19 protein-coding genes are annotated in these 20886 nt (G+C 60.1%); 10 read left to right on the top strand and 9 right to left on the bottom strand.

Annotation, left to right across the window (positions count from 1 at the left end; all coding sequences use genetic code 11):
• Window positions 1-248: 248 nt before the first annotated feature.
• Window positions 249-371, bottom strand: a complete 123-nt coding sequence (locus L6762_RS11945; protein ID WP_257617982.1) for a hypothetical protein — start codon at window positions 369-371, stop codon at window positions 249-251.
• Between the two features lie 209 nt (window positions 372-580).
• Complete coding sequence (locus L6762_RS08225; protein WP_237186782.1) at window positions 581-1165, bottom strand: hypothetical protein; 585 nt, start codon at window positions 1163-1165, stop codon at window positions 581-583.
• 404 nt (window positions 1166-1569) lie between these two features.
• On the opposite strand from L6762_RS08225, the gene L6762_RS08220 reads away from it, so the two are divergent.
• The 3 genes from L6762_RS08220 to L6762_RS08210 all read left to right on the top strand — a co-directional run bounded on the left by L6762_RS08220 (window position 1570) and on the right by L6762_RS08210 (window position 4684).
• Window positions 1570-2724, top strand: coding sequence for a sensor histidine kinase (locus tag L6762_RS08220; protein ID WP_237186781.1), 1155 nt, complete (start codon window positions 1570-1572; stop codon window positions 2722-2724).
• 12 nt (window positions 2725-2736) lie between these two features.
• Window positions 2737-3387, top strand: coding sequence for a response regulator transcription factor (locus L6762_RS08215; protein WP_237186780.1), 651 nt, complete (start codon window positions 2737-2739; stop codon window positions 3385-3387).
• Window positions 3388-3466: 79 nt separating this feature from the next.
• Window positions 3467-4684, top strand: coding sequence for an ATP-binding protein (locus L6762_RS08210; protein WP_237205222.1), 1218 nt, complete (start codon window positions 3467-3469; stop codon window positions 4682-4684).
• 107 nt (window positions 4685-4791) lie between these two features.
• Here the strand turns inward: L6762_RS08210 and L6762_RS08205 are convergent, their stop codons facing one another.
• From L6762_RS08205 to L6762_RS08190, 4 genes are all read right to left on the bottom strand, one after another.
• Entirely contained in the window at window positions 4792-7089 is a 2298-nt protein-coding gene (locus L6762_RS08205) for an FdhF/YdeP family oxidoreductase (RefSeq protein WP_237186779.1), read from the bottom strand.
• Between the two features lie 30 nt (window positions 7090-7119).
• Window positions 7120-8001: a formate dehydrogenase accessory sulfurtransferase FdhD gene (gene fdhD / locus L6762_RS08200; protein ID WP_237186778.1), complete on the bottom strand. Its 882-nt coding sequence runs from the start codon at window positions 7999-8001 to the stop codon at window positions 7120-7122.
• Complete coding sequence (locus L6762_RS08195; protein WP_237186777.1) at window positions 7988-8296, bottom strand: DUF6457 domain-containing protein; 309 nt, start codon at window positions 8294-8296, stop codon at window positions 7988-7990. Before L6762_RS08195 ends, fdhD begins: the two co-directional genes overlap by 14 nt.
• Window positions 8297-8361: 65 nt before the next feature.
• Window positions 8362-8709, bottom strand: coding sequence for a DUF2218 domain-containing protein (locus L6762_RS08190; RefSeq protein ID WP_237186776.1), 348 nt, complete (start codon window positions 8707-8709; stop codon window positions 8362-8364).
• 188 nt (window positions 8710-8897) lie between these two features.
• Here L6762_RS08190 and L6762_RS08185 point away from each other — a divergent pair, with 188 nt between their 5' ends.
• The 4 genes from L6762_RS08185 (at window position 8898) to L6762_RS08170 (ending at window position 13762) form a co-directional block, all read left to right on the top strand.
• Window positions 8898-10331: an S-layer homology domain-containing protein gene (locus L6762_RS08185; RefSeq protein WP_237186775.1), complete on the top strand. Its 1434-nt coding sequence runs from the start codon at window positions 8898-8900 to the stop codon at window positions 10329-10331.
• 5 nt (window positions 10332-10336) lie between these two features.
• Entirely contained in the window at window positions 10337-11521 is a 1185-nt protein-coding gene (locus tag L6762_RS08180) for a polysaccharide pyruvyl transferase family protein (protein ID WP_237186774.1), read from the top strand.
• 206 nt (window positions 11522-11727) lie between these two features.
• Complete coding sequence (locus L6762_RS08175) at window positions 11728-13206, top strand: NCS2 family permease (protein ID WP_185173930.1); 1479 nt, start codon at window positions 11728-11730, stop codon at window positions 13204-13206.
• A 133-nt stretch (window positions 13207-13339) separates the two neighbouring features.
• Entirely contained in the window at window positions 13340-13762 is a 423-nt protein-coding gene (locus L6762_RS08170) for a YchJ family protein (protein ID WP_237186773.1), read from the top strand.
• Between the two features lie 85 nt (window positions 13763-13847).
• Here L6762_RS08170 and L6762_RS08165 read toward each other — a convergent pair whose 3' ends face one another.
• Window positions 13848-14765 carry a spermidine synthase gene (locus tag L6762_RS08165; RefSeq protein WP_237186772.1) on the bottom strand — a complete coding sequence of 306 codons (918 nt, stop codon included), beginning with the start codon at window positions 14763-14765 and terminating at the stop codon, window positions 13848-13850.
• An 84-nt stretch (window positions 14766-14849) separates the two neighbouring features.
• Here L6762_RS08165 and L6762_RS08160 point away from each other — a divergent pair, with 84 nt between their 5' ends.
• Window positions 14850-15461, top strand: a complete 612-nt coding sequence (locus L6762_RS08160; RefSeq protein ID WP_237186771.1) for a GNAT family N-acetyltransferase — start codon at window positions 14850-14852, stop codon at window positions 15459-15461.
• Window positions 15462-15526: 65 nt separating this feature from the next.
• Window positions 15527-16615 carry a glutathione S-transferase family protein gene (locus L6762_RS08155; protein WP_237186770.1) on the top strand — a complete coding sequence of 363 codons (1089 nt, stop codon included), beginning with the start codon at window positions 15527-15529 and terminating at the stop codon, window positions 16613-16615.
• A gap of 47 nt (window positions 16616-16662) precedes the next feature.
• Here L6762_RS08155 and L6762_RS08150 read toward each other — a convergent pair whose 3' ends face one another.
• Together L6762_RS08150 and L6762_RS08145 are read right to left on the bottom strand one after the other, a co-directional pair.
• Window positions 16663-18549 (bottom strand): hypothetical protein, encoded by a 1887-nt coding sequence (locus L6762_RS08150; RefSeq protein WP_237186769.1) that lies wholly within the window; start codon window positions 18547-18549, stop codon window positions 16663-16665.
• A 2-nt stretch (window positions 18550-18551) separates the two neighbouring features.
• A complete protein-coding gene (locus L6762_RS08145) occupies window positions 18552-19097 on the bottom strand; it encodes a hypothetical protein (protein WP_237186768.1) in 546 nt (181 codons plus the stop codon).
• A 266-nt stretch (window positions 19098-19363) separates the two neighbouring features.
• Between L6762_RS08145 and purB the strand changes: the two genes are divergently transcribed.
• Window positions 19364-20797, top strand: a complete 1434-nt coding sequence (gene purB, locus L6762_RS08140; protein WP_237186767.1) for an adenylosuccinate lyase — start codon at window positions 19364-19366, stop codon at window positions 20795-20797.
• Window positions 20798-20886: the final 89 nt, after the last annotated feature.

The following is a 20886-nucleotide window of genomic DNA, read 5'->3' as shown; positions in this document are numbered from 1 at the left end:
ATTGTAATTATTCCAGCAGACACATCTGAAGTTTTCAAGAGATAGAAGCACCTTCAGTACTTAAGTACTGAGTTGTGCTTAGAAACTTGGCTCAACGCTCCTTAAGGGTATTTTCCTCTTCACGCCAGCAGTCCCAAACTAGGCAGACATAGAAGTAAACAGTCAGGTGCGTACTTTAACTGAAGTGTTTCTAGACAACCGCTAGGCCTGCATCTCACAGCTGGAGATGCAGGCCTAGCGGTGTCTATTTACTGATTCTCGCGCTTAGCTTTTTGGTGCCGATACAGAGTTACCGTAGCAACACACAAGGTAGCAATTGCACCACCGTAGGTGATGTAGCTCAGAAGCGAGCTGAGAGTTTCTGAAGTCATGTTTCGCTCCTATTTAAAATATTTGGGTTAATATCCTGACGGCTTATTGATCTTCCACCATATTCCTGTGGCTACAAGCAATAAGAGTGCCGGTATCGCAACATAGATAGCCCAAGCCACACCTGAATACCACGATTCTAATGCTTTTAAACTGATAGAGGTGAAAAATGCAGACAGACAAAGAACCCAGACTGATTTTTTATCCATATTTAAGGCATATTCTGCACTAGCCAGGCGTATACATGATTTGACGATACCCCAACAATAATCCCACCAAGGAAAGGATTATGTTGTAGAAATAAGTTAAACGCAGCATAACCTCTCTTTCCATAATACACGCCACCCTTAATAATTAGTCTCAGCGTAGAGTAGAGCGCTCCCCCAGTTCGAATTGCAGCCTGGAGTAAAATTCGAGCCACATGCACCACGATTAGAGGAAGGGCCTGTGCTGAATGCCCTGGCTCTATATCTGTCATGCGTGTAAGATAGAGGGCAACTTGGCCACGGCTGTTATAGCCTGCCCCATGTCTTGTGACGAAATTTCGATAAGCCCGATGCGCTCCGCTTCCCGGCGTTTCTGGAAAAATCTTCTCAATCTCTTCTATTGATGCATTTTCTGGAACAAAATCAAGTAAAGAATACCATTCATCAAAATTTTTTGATGATTTTACAGGTACAGAAACCTGTCCCTTCGAAGCATGAGCAGGACTTGAGAAGTTGCAAACCACTGCTGCAGCACCAGCTGCTAGCGATGATTTGAAGAATATACGACGATTGAGAGCAGGAAGGGACATTTCATTCTCCTTTGAAGGAAATTAATATATAACGAATAACCGAAACCCATCGGCGTTTATCCACAGGTTTCATGTCACATTTTGATGGTAGGGGTCGAAGGGCGCCCCCGGCAAGGAAAAACAGCCTCTGGAGGCAAGGTCAGTACCTTAGTACTGACTTTCACCCAGGCCCTTGACATAGCTCACATATATGGGTTATCAAAGATGAAGATTTGTACCCATCTGAGAAAGTGAAGACCCTTGAAATCCCTTGTCACAGTCCTCATCGCAACCAACCTTCTCTTCGCATCAGTAGCACCAAGCTACGCCCAAACAGAAATATATGCTCAGGAGGCAACCCCTACTCCTATGCGGTTCTGCAAAATCCTCCAGCACATACCACCCTTCTGCAAGCAAGCACACCAGTGACCCAACTACTACACACCCTACGGTCTCTGCCGACCGCACGTCCTTCCCGCGCAGTCCGGCTCACCACACTCGTCCTTTCTTTAACAATCGGCGTTACAGGCTTCTTCCAAGCCGCTAGCCACCCCGACGGTTACCTACCCCTGCATATCGCCTTCTTTGCGCTCATCACCCTCTGGGCAGCGCTCTACTACACCGCCTACCGGTACTCTGTATATGCCCTGTGCGCGCTCATGCTTCTCAGCGCGGCCTACTACGACCAGGAGTCCGCCCTACTGGCCTTCTTCATTCTTGCCTGCACCTTTTTGTTCGTTCTTACCGGCCCCCTACCAGGTATTTTTCTCCTCGCCATCTCACACATAGCTGGAGAAATCATCACAGCTTACACCCTGCTGCGGCCCTTTAACCTGCTAACACTCAGCATCAGCCTTTTCCTCTTCATAGGCACCCCTCTAGCACTACGAATCTCCTGGGAGCAGAGAAGGACCCTGGCCCAGGAATACGCCGACTACAAAGAACAGGTAGCTGAATCCAACCGTGCTCTAGCCCGCGAACTCCACGACACCGTAGCCCGGCACATCAGCGTCATCGGCCTCACCACCGGCCAAGGGCTCGATGCAACCGACCCCAGCAGCAAAGACGCCGCCCTGCACACCATCGAAGAACACACCCACAAAGCCCTCACAGACATGCGCCTGCTCATTCGCACCACCCGAGGCGACACCGACCCCACAGCCCTACCCCAGACGTCCGCCCCCACCATCGACCTCAGCCAAACCCTAGCCCAAGCCCGCCAAGACCTCACCGCCCACGGCTTCACCCTGCACGAAAACATCACCATCACCGAAGCCGACCTACCCGACGGTGTGCGCCCCACCTTCCACAAACTCATCCAAGAAATCTGCCACAACGCCAAAAAATACGCCCAACCAGGGTGCACCATCACCGTCACCGCCAAACCCAACCTCACCGGCGTCACCGTTACCACCTCCAACCCCACCGCCCCCAGCAACCCCAAAAAACACACCCGGGGCACCGGCTACGGGCTCGTCGGCATAGGTGAGCGCATCCGCGCCCTCGGCGGAACCATGCACTACGGAGTAACAGACACAACCTGGAACCTCACCATCCACCTGCCCCTCGCCACCGCCTAGAAAGCACCCACCATGCACCAACCCACCGTAGCCCTCATCGAAGACGACCCCGACCTCAACGAACTCCTGGGTCTCTACATCAAAAACGACCCCGACCTCAACCTCATCGCCACAGGACGCAACGGGCAAGAGGCCATCACCATCGCCAACACCCTACGCCCCGAGGTCTTCCTCATGGACCTCAACATGCCCGTCATGGACGGCATAGAAGCCAGCAAACACATCCTGGCAACCCACCCAAACACCAAAATCATCGCCGTCACCACCTTCGATAGCTACAGCTACGTCAGCCAAGCCCTCGCCGCAGGCGTACACGGCTACCTCCTCAAAAACTCCCGCGCCAAGGAAATCAAACAAGCAGTCACAGCTGCGGTTGAAGGGCGGGCCATCATCGACCGGCGGGCCCTCGCCAGCCTAGTTATCTCCATGAACCTCACCCAACCACCCCAGGGCGACCCCTGGAGCGAACTCAACGAGACAGAGCAGGCCATCACCAAGCTCGTCTGTCTGGGGCACACCAACCAGGAAATTGCACAGGAACTGAACTACTCACTCTCAACCGTCAAAAACACGCTCTCACAGGTCTACAAAAAGATGGGCGTCACCACCCGCACCCAGCTCCTGGTGCACGCCGGGCACCACAACTTCCCGGTGCTGGACTAAAACTTCATCTGCCCTGTAATTTCAGGTATACCTGAAATTACAGGGCAGATTTCACTTAATTTCAGGTATATTCGAAATTATGACTCAGCTTCTTGCTCGCGACCGCTACCTTGACCTGTTAACCAGCATCACGGACCCCGCTCTTGTACGGGTCATTACCGGCGTACGACGCTGCGGCAAATCAGCCCTACTTCGAATGTATCGAGAACACCTCATAAGCCACGGGGTTGCCCCTCACCAGATACTATCTATCAATTTTGAAGACATGAGCAACGACAACCTGCGAGATCCGCAGATCTTCCACGCACATGTTCTCGAAACGATAGAAAACCACGAAGTACGGTTTCTACACATCGACGAAGTTCAGGAACTAAATGACTGGGCTCGCGTCGTAAACTCACTGCGTAGCCGCGAGAATCTTGAAATCTGTGTTACCGGATCCAACGCGTCAATGTTCATTTCTGAGTCCATCACCTATTTAGCAGGGCGCTATATCGAGATATCCATGCTCCCCCTGTCATTGACCGAATTTACTCGTTTCCGAGAACACTCAGGGATACACTTCACAGGAGCAGTTCAGGCCTACCAACAATGGATCAAATGGGGTACCTTCCCAGCAGCAGCTGTAACAACCAACGAAGAAGTAGTACGACAGCTCAACACCGGTCTCTTTGACTCAATCTTTACCAGGGACATAGCGTTACGCGGGCAGATACGCGATACCGAAGCCTTTCTGCGAGTAGCCCGTTTCGTTTTTGATAACGCAGGCTCTGAACTTTCAACCCTCTCCATCGTGAAACAACTCAAGTCACACGGCAGGAATGTTTCATCTGAGCTCGTAGATCGATACCTACAGTTAATGGTCGACGCGCACTTACTTTACCGCTGCCGCCGGTACGACACCCAAGGGAAGCAGTGGCTAAAGACCAACGGGAAAATGTACTTCGTAGACCCCGGTCTACGCAATTCTTTGCTAGGGTCACGGGATTACAACAGGGGTCGAGACCTCGAAAATATGGTGTACCTAGAACTTCTCCGCCGGGGTTTTGAAGTCACCACCGGGCAGGTCCCCGAAGGTGAAATAGACTTTCTAGCCAAGAAAGAAGGGCGCACAATCTATATTCAGGTAGCCCTAACAACAGAATCTGAGCAAACCCTAGCACGAGAATTAGCCCCTTTTCAGCGACTATCCCCCGGAGCGCGTTGCCTCCTACTCACAGGTGATAGATTCGCCCCTTCAACAGGTGATATTGAGTGGCTAGATGTATTTGAGTTTTTAGCCGGTTCATCCTTCTAGTATCTAATGTAATCGAAAGCTTCATCAGCATGTTCTTAGAACGCGCTGATGAAGCTTTCGATTACCTTGGGCTGGCTGGGGCCCGGCCGTCTGCCCGCTACCGCCGGTTATGCCTTACGCCCCAGCGGTTCCAGGCGCACCAGCACCGACTTATACACCGGAGTATTCGAGCGCTTCGCCGCCGAATCCAGCGGAACCAGCACGTTACCCTCGGGCAGGTAGACGGTGCAGCAGCCGCGGGCGTGGTCGTACTCCACCACGCGGAAATTAGGAGCCCGACGCTCGCCGTCCTGCCAGACCGACACAATATCCACCAGCGAGCCGTCCTCAAGGCCCAGGGCAGCGATGTCGTCCCGGTGCATAAAGACCACACGGCGGCCACCGCGCACACCGCGGTAGCGGTCGTCCAGCCCGTAAATCGTGGAATTGAACTGGTCATGCGAACGCACCGTCGACAGCAGCAGGTGCCCCTCGGGGACCTCCAGCACATTGGTCTCATTGACCGTCAGCCGGGCCTTGCCAGTTTCGGTGTTGAAGACGCGCTCACGCGGGCCGTTCGGCAGGTAGAAACCACCGGGCTTCTCAATCCGCTCGTTGTAGCGCTCAAACCCGGGGATAGTGCCCTCAATAGCCGCACGAATCACGCCATAGTCGTCGATCATGGGCTGCCAGAAATCATCGCCGAAGGTTTCACGGCCTACCGAGCAGATAATCTCTACCTCGGACTTGAGGTCCAGATCGTCGTTAGCGGTGCGCTTGCCAATAGAAGCAGAGACGATACCGAAAGAGTTCTCCACGGTAATCTTCTGCGGACCGGAGGCCTGCACATCGCGGTCGGTACGGGCCAGGACGGGCAGAATCAGGGCCTTCTCGCCGGGGAAGGCGTGCGACCCGTTGGGCTTGGTCGAAAGATGGACGGTCATTTCCTGGCTGCTCATGGCCTTCTCGCAGGCGGTGGTATCTGAGGCAACGCGCACCAGGTTACCGCCCAGGGACATAAAGAACTGGTTCTTCCCATCGCGCATCTGGCGCAGGGCATCCACGGTGTCCAGACCGTGCTCCCGGGGGACGGGGAAGCCAAAGTAGTCTTCAAGAGCCGCAAGGAAGGGCTCAGGCATCTTCTCCCAGATACCCACGGTGCGGTTGCCCTGCACGTTCGAGTGGCCACGGAAAGGCGCAGAACCAGCCCCGGGCTTACCCATATTGCCGGTGAGGAAGAGGAAGTTCATCATCTCCCGCAGGGTAGCCACCGACTCGCGGTGCTGGGTGACGCCCAGGGTCCAGGAGACAATAGCGTTTTCAGAGGACTCAACCAGATCGGCCACCCGCGCCACCTGGGCAGCCGAAATGCCAGAGCCGCGTTCCAGCTCAGCGTCGTCCAGACCCAAAAGGTGCTCGCGCAGCTGCTCGAAGCCGTCCGTAAATTTCTCAATGAAAACGTGGTCGATGGCGTCGCGCCGAATCAGCTCTTTGTTGAGCTGCTGGAAGAAGGCTCGGTCGCCGTCCAGACGCACCTGCAGGTACTCGTCTGCCAGCTTCTCGGGCACAATCATGCCCACCGGCGACTGGGGTTCACGGAAGGCCATCAGACCGGTTTCGGGCATGGGGTTGAGCACCACCATCTTGCCGCCGTTTTCCTTCATCTTCTTGAAGCTGGTCAGCGAGCGCGGGTGGTTGGTGCCGGGGTTCTGCCCCACCGAGATGAGCAGGTCGGTGGTTTCGAGGTCGCTCATGGTGATTGAGCCCTTGCCCAGGCCGGCGACCTCTTTGAGGGCGACGCCGGTGGACTCGTGGCAGAGGTTGCCGCAGTCGGGCAGGTTGTTGGAGCCCAGGCGGCGGGCCAGCAGCTGGAAGGCGTAGGCGGCTTCGTTGGAGGCACGGCCCGAGGTGTAGAAAACGGCCTTTGTGGGGTCGGTTTTCTTGAGCTGCTCAGCAATCAGTTCAAAGGCACGCTCCCAGGTGACGGGGCGGTAGTGGTCGTCGCCGCTGGAGCGGTCGTAGAGTAGGGGCTGGGTGATGCGGCCCTGCTTGCCCAGCCAGAAATCGGTCTTATCGCGCAGCTCAGTCACAGAGTACTGCGCCCAGAAATCGACGCCCGCACGTTCGGGGGTGGTCTCCTCGGCAATCGCCTTGGCGCCGTTTTCGCAGAACTCCACCACGTTCATATCTTTCTGGTGGGGTTCGGGCCAGGCGCAGCCGGGGCAGTCGACACCGCCGTGCTGGTTCATATTAATCAGGGGGAGCAGACCGCGGGCCGGGATCGCGTGGGCCATAGCGTGCAGCACACCACCGGGGCCCGCCGCAACCTTGGTGCGGTGGCCAATCTTGGGATTATCAAAGGCCGTGGCTTCTTCGCTCACGCGGCTGACAACAGGGACGTCTTCGTGCTTGCTTACCGTGCTCATACACCCCAGTTTAGCGTGATGTGTGCCAGATTACTGAGCTAGCTGACCCGAGTACAGGTTAAAACGTCGTTCGCGGGCAAAAGCGACCAGGGTGAGGCCCGATTCCTTGGCAAGTTCCACGGCCAGCGAGGACGGGGCAGAAACCGCCACAAGCGCTGAGAAACCGGCAAGTACTGCCTTCTGTACCAGCTCAAAGGACGCCCGGGAGCTGACCACCAGCGTCCACCCCGGTAGGCCGGGGGCGGGGGATTCTAGCCCACCGTTCATGAGCAGGTGGCCGACGACCTTGTCTACGGCGTTGTGGCGGCCGATGTCTTCGCGGGCCACGATGAGCTCACCGGTTGGTTCAAAGACGGCGGCGGCGTGAATACCGCCGGTTTTTTTGAAAATCACCTGGTGGTCGCGCAGGCGGGCAGGCAGTTCCAGCACCTGAGCGGGGGTGAGGGCGGTAGACGGAATAGGGCGGGTAGCCTTCCCCATAATCGAGTCAATTGAGGCAGACCCGCAGACCCCGCAGGCTGAATTGGTCACGGTCAGGCGCAGGGGTGCAGCCTTCTCAAAGAGGGGTAGGACGCCGCCCGCCGGGCTGGGGTGCGTAGCTTCAGGGACTGCGCGGGTCAGGTCAAGCACGTTGTAGGTGTTGGCGCCGTCCGGCCCGGTCGCCCCGGCGCAGTAGCGGGCGGTGCTAATCTCAGCGGCGCTCCTAATCAGCCCCTCGGCGTGCAGGAACCCGTGGGCCAGCTCAATATCGTGGCCCGGGGTGCGCATAGTGGTGGTGACTGTCTGGCCATCCAGCCTGATTTCGAGGGGCTCTTCGGCAGTGAGGGCATCAGCCCGGCGGTCTACCGAAAAGGTGCCGTCGTCTTTGAGCACGTACCGGGTAGCCGGGGCGGTGCGATTAAGCCTGCCCATCGGCCCGCTCTTTATACTCGTCAATCAGGGCCTCCACCTGCGCCAAAGCCGAGCGGACGCGCTCCCCCGCCTGACCGGCGTCCGCCTGACTCTCTGCCTGCGCGGCCGCGTAACCCACCAGGAAGGCAGCCAAGGGCGCTGCCGGGCGCACCACCCCACGCGCCACGTGCTTAGTCATACCCAGAAGGTGGGGCATGGCCTGCTCCATCAGGGCAGGGTCAAGATTCAGGCGGGTGGCCAACTCTGCAAGAAAATCGCGGGCAACCTCAAGGTCGCGAGGGTCTCTCTGGCTCATAACGCTCCAACGGTGCAGCGGGAAAAAATTTCAGTTTCAAACATACACCCGCACACCGCAAGAGCCTAGAGGGCTACGAAAGTGACGGCAAGACCGTCCTTCTCACCAAAACGCTCCAGATGGCGGCCCAGCACACCCTCAAGGCGCTCGCGCTTCTCGGGGCTCTCCGCGTAGGTCAGCAGGACAAGGTGTTCAACACCGTCAACCTCCTGCACCAGCACATCGCCGTAGCCACCAAAATTGCCGTCACGGTTGAAAGTCAGGCGGTGGCCACCCTCAATCTCTTCAGTCAGAATCTTATGCCCGAAGTGGCTAGCGAGCTGCTTGGCATAGCGGGCGGGGCGGTCGGTCAGGACGACGGCGCGCGAGCGGGCGGTCAGGGTGTCGATGGTGGGGTAGGGCGTAGAGTCCACGGTTAGCCTTTCTTATAAGTTAGGTTTACCTAAATTATACTCAGAGCATCGAAGCAGGCATACCTTTCTTTTCACTATGTTGCTTCCCCCAGAGTGCCGCCACAAAGGACCATGCATACCCCGGCCTATAATTACACCCAGCAGGTGCCCTGCCACACACTCACACGCACACAATCTAGAGGTCTCTTATGTACCCCCGCCCAGAACTTAAGGTAAACCGCGCCCAAGCCATTACCCTCGCAGCATCAAGCCTAGCCATTTCAGCGCTCTCAACCGCTCCGGCCGCAGCCAATATCCCGGTATCCGGCGGCATCTACTCCCTCTGGATAACCAACCCCGCCCGCTTTGGGCAGCCCGTCACCGCCGAGCAAGCCCTCAGCCCCGTCAGCGCCTACCAACCCTTTAGCAACGGCATCATCATCTGGGACGCGGCCTCCGGTTCCCATTTCTACCCCGGAGCCCCCAACAACTTCGTCCGTACAGGCCCCGGCAACATGCTACGCGATGCCAACATAAGACTAACCAGCTCAGATGCCCTCATTATCGGGGACTCCCAGGTAGGCGAACCCAACACCAACCACAGCTACTGGGTAGGTCAAGGCTTCACCCAGGCAGGCTACCGCCCCTATTTTTATAGCTGGGGTGGAATCGGTGTATACGCAGCCAACCAGTACCACCCCTCATACGTCGATAGCGTTATCAATAACGCTAGGGCCCTCCCCCTTGGCTCCCCCGGTATCGTCTACATTCAAGGATCTGGCAACGACCTATGGACCGGGCGGAGCTACCAGGACACCGCCGAAGGCATGCGGGCAGTTATCAAAAAGCTGCGCGAACTCTACCCCACCAGCCTGATTATGCTCTCTGAGGTAGTTGGCCGCCGCATCGCCGAACAGACCAACCGTCACCAGCTATCAGAGCATCTTGCCGCAATGGGCAGGCAAGAAAATGTCAATGTAGTCCCTACCCGCTACTGGATTACCGATAAAGGTGTTGCCCACCTTCTGGCAGACTCCGTCCACCTCTCACCCACAGGCCACACTGCATTCGCTCCCCATCTGGCCGCCTGGATCCGCTGGGCCAACGGCACCGGCTTCGCCGATGTGCTCCCTACAGAAACCTTCTTCACCCAAATGAACTGGATGCGCACCAGCGGCATCTCCACCGGCTGGGAAGACGGCACCTACCGCCCCTACCAGTCAGCGCTCCGCGGTGAAAATGCAGCCTTCTTCTACAGACTTGCAGGCTCCCCTGCCTTCACTCCCCCAGCAGTGAGCCCCTTCCGCGATGTGCCGACTACTCACGCCTTCTACCACCACATCACCTGGATGCACGCCAACGGCATCACCACAGGCTGGGCCGACGGAACCTTCCGGCCCCAGCAAACCGTCCTGCGCGCAGAAATCGCAGCTTTCTTCTATCGATTTAACGGTTCACCCGCTGCAAACCTGTCCGCTATTTTTAAAGATGTACCCCTCACCCACCCCTTCAACAAGCACATAGCCTGGATGCACGCCAACGGCATCACCACAGGTTGGGCCGACGGCACCTTCCGCCCGCAACAGCCCGTCCTGCGTGCAGAAATCGCAGCATTCACCTACCGCAACGCCCACAGGAGTTAGCCCGCATGCTCAACAAGTTCCTCCGCAAGGACTCCCCCACCCCACCTGCCCCAGCGCCTGCACCGGTAGAACACAAAGAAACACCTGCGCCCGGTAAGCCCATCTACCTCATCTCCATGGCCGGCTACCCCAACTACGGCGACGAACTCATCACCCTGCGCTGGCTCCAGTACCTGGCAGCAACCCACCCCACCACCGAGGTCTGGCTCGATGTGCGCGAACCGGGCCATGCGACGTCCCTCTTCAAACACGCCCACCCCAAACTGCACGTCACCAATACCCTCTTCCGGGCAATTCACGAGCACCTCCACGGCGATTCCAGGACCCCGGCCGATAAGATCCGTGAGCTCAGCACGCCCAACTACGACCTGGGCATCATCGACCTGCGGGAGGCAGGCACCCTGCACCTGCTCGGTGGCGGTTACATCAACTCCCTCTGGCCCGAAAACCAGCTACTCGTAGACGCCATGCGCGCTACCCGTGACATCTCAGGAGCCCGCCTCTTTGCCACAGGTCAGGGCCTCACCCCGCGCAACGACGAAACCTTCGAAGACTTCTATCACGTCAGCGTACGCGACCTACCCAGCGCAGAAGCACTCAGCCTAGAAACCGGCCTCGACGACGCCCTGCTGCTCCCACCCGGCCAGTCACCCGCGTCCGCCCTTCAAACAGGACGTCCCGAAGAGCTCTACCTCTGCATACAAAATGACGCCCTCGAACCCGGGGCCCACGAAGCAATGCTCGCCTTCGCGCGCACCCAAATCGAGCACTTCGGCATCCCCAAGGAACGCACCTACTATGTCGAAGCCATCCCCGGCAACGACTACGCAGGCTACGACGCCCTCCGCGACCTCGTAGCCGACGACGGGTTCATTCCCTTCTCACGCTTCTGGCGTGAAAACTTCACCTACGGCCCCCACCAGGTATGGATCACCAGCCGCTTCCACCACCACCTCACCGGCGCCCTCCACGGGGCCCGCGGCATCGCCCTCAACGGGCAGCCCGGCTACTACGACGTCAAACACCAGTCAGTGCTCAACCTAGGCAGCAACTGGAAGCTCGTCAGCCCCCTCAGCGACCCGCAGAGCCCCCTTAACCTCACCGACCTCACGGCGCCCCGAAGCTTCATCCACCACATCCGCGCCAAGCGGCAAGAAGCCCAGGAGCTCTACCCCAGCCGTCCGCTCTAAAAAACAAAAGGACGCCCCGCCCTCCCTAACAGGAGAAGCGGGGCGTTCGCGCCCTCCCCTTGCACAGCGTCACACCCGCCGCTCTCGCCAGAAACCGGCACACGGGCGTACACTAGACAGGTACATCAGCGCCGTCCGCACCAAAGACGGCGCACTTTCATTTCTGGGCCACACAAACCCACACGAGTATCTACGGATTTTCACGAATGTCTTCTGAGAACACCGCGGCTCACAAACCCGCACCCTCAGCGCCCACCAGCGCCATCGACCGCTACTTCAAAATCACCGAACGCGGCTCCACCCTCTCCACCGAAGTCCGCGGCGGTCTAGCAACCTTCTTCGCCATGGCCTACATCGTGGTGCTCAACCCCCTCATCCTGGGCCTCGGCCCCGACGGCGCAGGCAACACCCTCGGCGTCGAGCGCGTCGCAGCAGCAACCGCGCTGGTGGCGGGCGTCCTGACCATCATCATGGGTCTCTGGGCCAAGCAGCCCTTCGCCATGGCGGCGGGCCTGGGCGTCAACGCCCTGCTGGCCTCCACCATCGCAACCACCCCCAACCTGACCTGGCCCCAGATTATGGGCCTGGTCGTCTGGGCCGGTATCGTCATGGCTATTCTGGTGCTCACCGGCTTCCGCCGCGCCGTCTTCGACGCCGTCCCCGAATCGCTCAAGACCGCCATCGTCGTGGGCATCGGCCTCTTCATCTCCCTGATTGGCCTGGTCAACGCGGGGATCGTCCGCCGTATGCCCGATGCCGCAGGCACCACCGTGCCCGTCTCCTTCGGCGCCGGCGGCCACCTGCAGGGCTGGCCCATCTTCGTCTTCCTCTTCGGCCTCTTCCTCACCATCGCCCTCTTCATCCGCAACGTGCGCGGTGCGATTCTGATCGGTGTAGTTGCCTCAACCATCTTGGCAATCGTGCTGGAAAAGGTCTGGCCCTCCGGCTCCTCCATGGACTCAGCCACCGGCTGGTCCCTCATGATCCCCGGCATCCCCACCCAGTGGATCGGCCACCCCGACCTCTCCCTGCTGGGCTCCGTTGATATGGTCGGTGCCTTCTCCGGCTCCTCCCTGGGCACCCTGGGCGCAACCATGCTCATGTTCGCTATCCTGCTGGCAGTCTTCTTCGACGTCATGGGAACTTCCGTGGGCCTGGCTTCTGAAGCTGGCACCATCGACGAGGACGGCAAGATCGAGAACATCGACCGCGTTCTGCTGATTGACGCCGCCGGTTCCGTGCTCGGTGGTGGCTCATCATCCTCAGCCCACCAGATCTTCGTGGAATCCGCCACCGGCATCGGTGAAGGTGCCCGCACCGGCTTCGCCAACATCGTCACCGGCGCCCTCTTCCTGCTGGCTGTCTTCATCTCCCCGCTGGTATCCATCGTGCCCTTCGAGGCTGTAGCCCCCGCCCTGGTGGTCGTTGGCTTCCTGATGGTCCGCCAGGCTGTTCACATCGACTGGACCGACTGGGGCCTAGGCATTCCCGCCTTCCTCACCATCATCATGATGCCCTTCACCTACTCCATCGCGGACGGCATCGGTGCCGGCTTCGTCGCCTTCACCTTCATCCGCCTGGTACAGGGCCGCGGCAAGGAAGTACACCCGATTATGTACATCGTCTCAGCCGCCTTCCTGGTCTTCTTCGGCATGGGCGTGATTGAGGGCTGGCTGCACGCCTAACCCTCCCCTTTCCTCAGTACCCCAGTTTTGGTGCAGTTACCCCGGTTTTTACCCGAGGTGCCTGCACAAAAACTGGGGTATTTGCTTATAAAGAGGACGGGTTAGCCACCTGCCTACCTGTTTTAATAGAGGCATGCTTGAACCCGATACCCGCTGCCCCTGCGGCACCGGCGAAGTGTACAGCGCCTGTTGCGGCCGCTACCACTCCCGATTCGCCCAGGCCGGCGAACTCACTGCACCGACCCCCGAGGCGCTGATGCGCTCCCGCTTCACCGCCTTTGCGGTGGGCCTATCCAACTACCTACTGGCTACCTGGCACCCGAGCACGCGGCCGGCGTCCTTGCACCTCGACGACAGCCTGCGCTGGTACCGACTCGACATTCTCAGTACAGCAGGCGGCCCCTTTGACAGCACCGGCGGCGTAGAATTCGCCGCCTACTACAGGTCAGTGCCGGGGACGCCCGAGGACGAACGAGTGCGAGGGGTACAGACCGAGGTCTCCCGATTCACCAAGGACGGCGGGGTGTGGCTTTACGTTGACGGTGAGGTCAGCTAACGCCCGGCAAACACTTCGCCCTATTCCTTTTCTCACGACCCTAGAGATTATCTCGGGGTGAAGAGAAAAGGAATGGGGCGATATTTTATTGGCCAGCGCGAAGCTGGGCGTCCAGCTGGGCCAGGTCGGCTTCGGGCTGGGCGTCGCGGCGCGGGGTAGCCGAGCGGGCGAAGTCGCGCACCCAGGCATCGTCCTTGTACTGGGCGGGCACCCCACCACCTAGCAGGCGTTTGGTGATGGCGGCGGTTGCCAGGTCACCGGCCACCGGCAGGGGCGCGTGGGAGCCAGCGATAATGACATTGCCCTTACGCCGTCCCTTGAGCATGGCCGGGTCGGCCACAATGCAGGTGTGTTCAAAGACCTGGGCGATAGCGGCTGCCTCGGCCCGGGCACCGGCCAGGGAGCGGTCGTCGCCGCAGTTGATGATGTAGAGCCCGTTTGGGGCTAGCGAGCGTTCGGCCAGCTGGGTGAATTCGAGGGTGGTGAGAGGCTCCGGGGTGATGTAGCCAGCGAAGACGTCGCGGATGATGACGTCGCGTGAGGCCGGGGCGAACCCTTCGGTGACGGCGCGGGCTTCGCCCACCCTGATTTTGACGGTGGGGGATTTGGGCAGGTCGAACCATTCGCGCACGTAGGCGGCAAGTTTTCCGTCGAGTTCGACTACGGTGTTGTGGGAGGCCGGGTAGACGTCGGCCAGGTAGCGGGCCATGGAGCAGGCCCCGCCGCCCAGGTGGGTGATACGGAGTTTGGTCGGGTCGAGGTTGGCGTCAACGAAGGGCTCGATAACGGCCGCTAGCCAGCGCATGTATTCGAAGTCGAGTTCACGGGGCTGGCCCAGCACGATATGGGAGGATTCCATGCCGTTGATTTCGAGCACCCAGCCGCCGGGGGTGTAGTCATCTTCGATGAGTTCGGCGATGCCGGTGTCGATGGGGTAGGTGCCTTCAACGAGGGCTTCGGGGGTTTCTACCTGTTTTTTGGGGGTTCGTCTGCGTTTTGCCACCCCTCTAGCCTAGTGGGTGGGGCGGGTGCTGGAGGGCTTGCTAGAGTGAGAGGGCAGTGACAGTAGGTGAAAGGACGGACGCGCGTGGGTTTTGTAGCTGATGGCAGGTATGTGGTGGCGCCGGTGGGCGCTGAGGACGCCGAGAAGTATGTTGACCTGCAGCTGCGGTGCCTGGCGGAGACCTATAACGGGCTGGTAGACCCCGGTTTTGGGGCCCGGCAGGCGGCTAACCGGGATGGCTGGCTGGAAGAGTTTGCTGAGAATATCGCAGCGCCTGGTGCCCGCGCCTTTTTTGCCTACGAGAATCCGGCATGGACGCCCGCTGGTGGTCTGAGCTGTGCGGTGGGAGGCGAGATTGATTGGGACGCCCCGGTCGGTTTTGCGCTGTCCCGCCCCGGCCCCCTGGCCTGGGAGCTAGAGATTGGCCTACCCCCGGTTGAGGAGGGGACGCGGGAGCTCACCCATCTTTATACTCTTGCCTCGACTCACGGCACGGGCTTAGGGGCGGCTCTTTTTGACACTGTTCTCTACCCTGATGAACCTGCCTACCTCTGGTACATCGTGGGCAATGAGCGGGCTCGGGAGTTTTATGGCCGTCGAGGCTTTGAGGGCGAGGGGCTCCCCATTGACTGCGGTGGCGCCTGGGCTCCCGCGCGAACAGCTCGTATGTACCGCGGGCTGACGCTGCCCTCTTAGGTAAAGCCTTCAGGACGCCCCACACGATGCTTTACTTTGAAAGTATTGTGTGGGAAAGTTCTTATATGAGCGCTACCGAACAGACAGAGCATTCAACCCGCGGCTCCTACGTGCACGCCGGGGAAGAATACAACCGCGATACCACCTACATTGAAGACCGCATTGTCGCAGACCCCGCCGCTACTGCCCAGCTTGACCCCAACCACCAACTCTGGCCAGTCAAGCCCGGTGCCTACCGCCTGGTAGCCGCCCGCGCCTGCCCCTGGGCTAACCGCACCCTGATCGTCCGTCGTCTGTTAGGTCTCGAAGACGCTCTCTCCGTTGGCCTACCCGGCCCCACCCACGACGCGCGCTCCTGGACCTTTGACCTCGATGAGGACGGCAAGGACCCGGTACTGGGTATTGAACGTCTGCAGCAGGCCTACTTTGCCCGCTTCCCCGACTACCCCCGTGGCATTACCGTGCCCGCCATCGTCGATATCGAATCAGGTGGCGTTATCACCAATAACTTCCCGCAGATTACCGAGGACTTCTCCAAAGAGTGGAAGGCCTACCAGCGCGAGGGAGCCCCTGACCTCTGGCCCGCTGAGCTCGAAGAGGAAATGCGCGCGGTGATGAAGCGTATCTACACCGAAATCAACAACGGGGTGTACCGTTGCGGTTTTGCCGGTTCCCAGGAGTCCTACGAGGCAGCCTACGACCGCCTCTGGACGGCCCTAGACTGGGTTGAAGAGCGCCTGGCCACCCGCCGCTACCTCATGGGGGACCACATCACCGAAGCAGATGTGCGCCTCTTTACCACCCTGGTACGCTTTGACGCGGTCTACTACAGTCACTTCAAGTGCAACCGCCAGACCCTGACCTCCATGCCTAACCTCTGGGGCTACGCCCGCGACCTCTTCCAGACCCCCGGGTTTGGCGATACCGTGGACTTCCAGCAAATCAAAGAACACTATTTTATTGTTCACGAGGACATCAATCCCACCGGCATCGTGCCCGCCGGCCCTGACCTGGCCGGCTGGCTCACCCCGCACGGGCGTGAGGCGCTAGGCGGCTCCCCCTTCGATACGGACGCCGGCGCCACCGCCCCTGCCCCGGTACGGGAAGCCGAGCGAGTAGCGTCCGGCCATAACCCCCTCTACCCGGCAGCTTAAGAGCCCGCCGCTTCGTCCGCCTCCTAGCCTGGCTCCACCCCGGTACCTCACTCGGGCGGGGTCGAGCTGGCGGGCAAAAAGACTCTCACCCCCTCATCGATTGCTTCGTCGCTGATGAGGTCACCCACCCCAGCTAGGTTGGTCAGGTTGCGTACCTGCTGCTGGGCGGTGGGTTCATACACCCGGATACTGCTATCGAGCACAGGCGCAGGCGGCTGCTCCCCCACCGCTGGCAGGGTGATGGTGGGGTTATAGAGCTGCACACCGCCAATTTCTACCTTGCGCAGCTGGGTATCGAGCCAGCGATCCCCCTTCTGTATCACCTCGGTATCTAAGGTGCGCAGGGCTGAGTCGGCGTCCTGGTAGAGGTCAGAAGGGTTAATGCTGGCGCTATTGATCAAGCGGTTGCCCAACCCTATTTTCTGAGCCCCAGCGTGCACAGCGTTACCGACTCCCGCTATAGCCATCTGTTCCTGTTCGGTGCGGGTGATGTCGGGCTTCTGGGTCGTGCCGGCGGTAATCGTCGTTTTTACCACGCTGTAGCCGCCCATCAAGCCCTGCAGCTCGGGTATCACCCGCTCCGTACCGGGGTTAGCACCCGCGATCTTCACGTAGTCCGCAGCCCCGTGAACCGAGGCGTCTGCAGGTCTGTGCTGCATCACGGTAGACGCATCGGGCGCGTAGTCGGGGCGGTCACCCTGAAGGTAGGGGACGGGGTCACCCTTATACCGGGTATCAACGTGGGTCACCGAGGCAGGTACCTTGATCTCGTCCACCGGACTGCCCTGGGTGATGAGCCCCTTGACCCGGTAGCGGGAACCGAAGGACGTATTGGCCGCGAGCGCACCGGCAGCTAGCCCGCCCTGGCTGAACCCGGCCAGAATCACGCCGCTGCCCTCAGCCGCCCCTGCCTGTTCCAGGGCTCGCTCTACCTGGGTCATCAGGGCTGTGTACTGGTTAGGGGTCAGGTCGGAGCCATACCCCGAGGTGGCACTTCCGGCGGTGCCGGCCCAGGTGTTTGTGCCCCCGCGCCAGGGTTGCAAGAAATCCTCGCGCTCGCCGTCACCGTCCGTCCCGGGAATGGTGACCAGGTACTGGGTTTCACCGGTTTCTGGGTTGTAGAGGGTTTGAACCATGACGTGGTCCCAGGCGCCCTGGTAGTGGGCGGCTTCAAAGAGCTCATCGCCCCGGCTCTCTATGCCTTCCATGCGCTGGAAGTGCTCGGCGATTCCGCGGGCGCTCAGGGGTAGTTCCCGACCGGCTCCATTGGGTTCAAGCCGGGGGATACTCTTACCGGGGTCTAGGTTATCGACGCGCAGGCTGGGGCTGAGCACATCCGTCATGTCGCGGGTAGCCCGCAAGCGCCCGGTCGTACCCGTTACCTGCGCCAGCTTATTAAGTCCCTTAGTCGTATCCTGCATGATCTTACGCCCATCGGGAGTAGTGCGAGCCAGCAAGAAGGCGTCCTTCGCGTAGACCACCGCCAGCACCGCTCCCCGCTTAACAACCAGCTTAAGCAGGTCAACCCGGTAGCCGAAGGCCGACTGGGTGCCACGCAGCACCGCCATGCCCAGGGTCTGAGCCTGATTCGTCTGGTTAATAACCCGATTGGCGAAGTCCTCCGCCTGCCGGTAGTTCTCAGCGGCGCTCTGCACGCCTCTGGCTAGGCCCCGCATACCCGCCACCATGGTGGTGAGCGTTAGGGTGTTGGTACCCAAGGACGCCAGGGCGCGGCTACCTGCCCCCGTCAGGTCGAGGGATGCCAAAAGAGCCACACGCGCAGTGAGACCACCCAGTTCCCGGCTCACTTCTTCGTACCGCCCAGCCACGGCAGCAAGCTGGTGAGCTAGGGGCTCTAGCTCAGAGAACTCCACCGAGATACGGCCACCCGAAGGGCCTGCCCCCGGGGCACCAGAAACGTATGCTGCGACCACGCCTACCACCCCTCTCCTGCCAAAGTAGCACTCACACGGGCAAGCAGAGGGTTGCCCATAGCCGAGGTGAGAGCCCCGTGCAGGGCAGGTAGATTAGCCCGCTCGGCGTGCACAATAAAGTCGTCAAAGTCGATATCGTCCAGCACCGCCATACCCGCTAAGGCGGCATCAAAAGCAGCCCCGGCAGCACCGATAGCAGAAGCCACCAGCTCAAGCTCAGCAGCAACAGCCTCACCGGCCAACCGCACCTCCTGGGCACCGGCCTCCAACTCCCCCTGCAGAGCCCTAGCCGCACCCCCTTCTGCCTCCAAAGCCCCCTGAAAGGCACGGCCAGCCACAGAATCCCACTGCACCTGCCCCGCAGCTAAAGCCTGCCCAGAGGCCTGCCCGACGGCGTCCGCCTGCCCCAGCACCTGCTGCGCCAGCGCAGCAGACCACTCCCGCACCCGCTGAGCCAAACCCAGGGCACCCGCGGACGCGCTCGCGGCTCCCTGGCTCCCCAGGCCGACCCTGCCCGCAGCCGCAACAAGCTCATACACCGAAGGCATCGCTTTTCCTCCTCACTTCTTTTACGGGCGATTCCTTAGCCCACACCCTAAAAGCAGCACCCGGCGGGGCGCCAGCGTCCGCCCGCCTGTGGATAAGCCCCGCCTCGGCCGTCCGCGCACACCACCCCAAAATTGGTGCAGCCGTGACGCAAGATGACGCAGCGAGTTCACACCCCTTGACGACAGCCACCGCTTACCCGTAAAAGCCCATCTCACACCCCCACAAAAACGTGCGCCACCCCACCTAGCCGTGAGAAACTAGAGTCATGTCTCATCGCGAAAACTGCACCACCCTGCCCTCTGGCCGTCACTCCCTCACCGGCGCAGGCCTTGCCCTCGGCGCCCTCGACGGACGCTACAAGGCCGCCACCGAACCCCTAGTCGACTACCTCTCAGAAGCCGCCCTCAACCGCGACCGCATCCACGTTGAGGTTGAATGGTTCATCTACCTCTGTGATCACCAGGTCCTGCCCGGCCTCGAACCCCTCACCGACGAGCAGCGGGCCGGCCTGCGCGCCATCGTCACCGACTTCACCGAAGAATCTGCCGCTGAACTGGCAGAAATCGAAGCCGTCACCGTCCACGACGTCAAAGCTGTCGAATACTTCATCGCCCGCCGCCTCGAACCCCTGGGTCTGGGCCATCTGAAGCCTCTGGTCCACTTCGGCTGCACCAGTGAAGACATCAACAACCTCTCCTACGCCCTGGGTATCAAGGACGCCGTCACCAACGTCTGGCTGCCCGCCGCCCGCGGCCTGGTTGAGCAGATCATGAAGCTGGCCGAAGAAGCCCGCGACGTGCCCATGCTTTCTCGCACCCACGGCCAGCCCGCCACCCCCTCAACCCTGGGCAAGGAACTGGCTGTTTTCGCCTACCGCCTGAACCGCCAGATCAAGCACGTTGAAAACGCTGAATTCCTGGGCAAGATCAACGGCGCCACCGGCACCTATTCCGCCCACGTCGTCTCTGTTCCCACCGCCGACTGGCAGAAGATTTCAGAAGAGTTCGTCACCGGCCTGGGCCTGGACTGGAACCCCCTGACCACCCAGATCGAAAACCACGACTGGCAGGCTGAGCTCTACTCCTCCATAGCCCACTTCAACCAGGTGCTGCACAACCTCTGCACCGACGTGTGGAGCTACATCTCTATCCGCTTCTTCCGCCAGATTCCCGTTGCGGGCGCAACCGGTTCCTCCACCATGCCCCACAAGGTCAACCCCATCCGCTTCGAGAACGCCGAGGCCAACCTCGAAATCTCCAACGCCCTGCTGAACACCCTGGGCTCAACCCTGGTGCAGTCCCGCTGGCAGCGCGACCTGACTGACTCCTCCTCCCAGCGCAACATCGGTGTAGCCTTCGGCCACTCCGTGCTGGCGATCTCTAACGTGGTCAAGGGCCTGGAGCGCCTGGACATCGCCACCGACGTCATCGCCCAAGATCTCGATGAGAACTGGGAAGTTCTGGCCGAGGCCATCCAGATGGTCATGCGCGCCGAAGCAATCGCGGGCGTCCCCGGCATGGAGGACCCCTACGAGCGTCTCAAGGAACTGACCCGCGGCCACCGCGTTGATGCAGCCCGCCTCAAGGATTTCGTCGCCGAGCTCGGTCTCAGCAAGGACGCCGAAGCCCGGCTATCCGAGCTCACCCCGGCAACCTACATCGGCCTGGCTCCCTCTCTGCTAGAGCACGCCACCCGCTAAAGACTGACTCGCGCAGGTCACATAAGAAAACCCCGTCATACCTGGCGGGGTTTTCTACTCCCCCGAGAGGTTTTCACTTTTAAGATAGA

The organism is Rothia nasimurium (assembly GCF_928381705.1).
In the GTDB taxonomy this organism is placed as follows: domain Bacteria; phylum Actinomycetota; class Actinomycetes; order Actinomycetales; family Micrococcaceae; genus Rothia; species Rothia nasimurium_G.
This window is presented reverse-complemented; position numbering and strand designations above follow the sequence as displayed.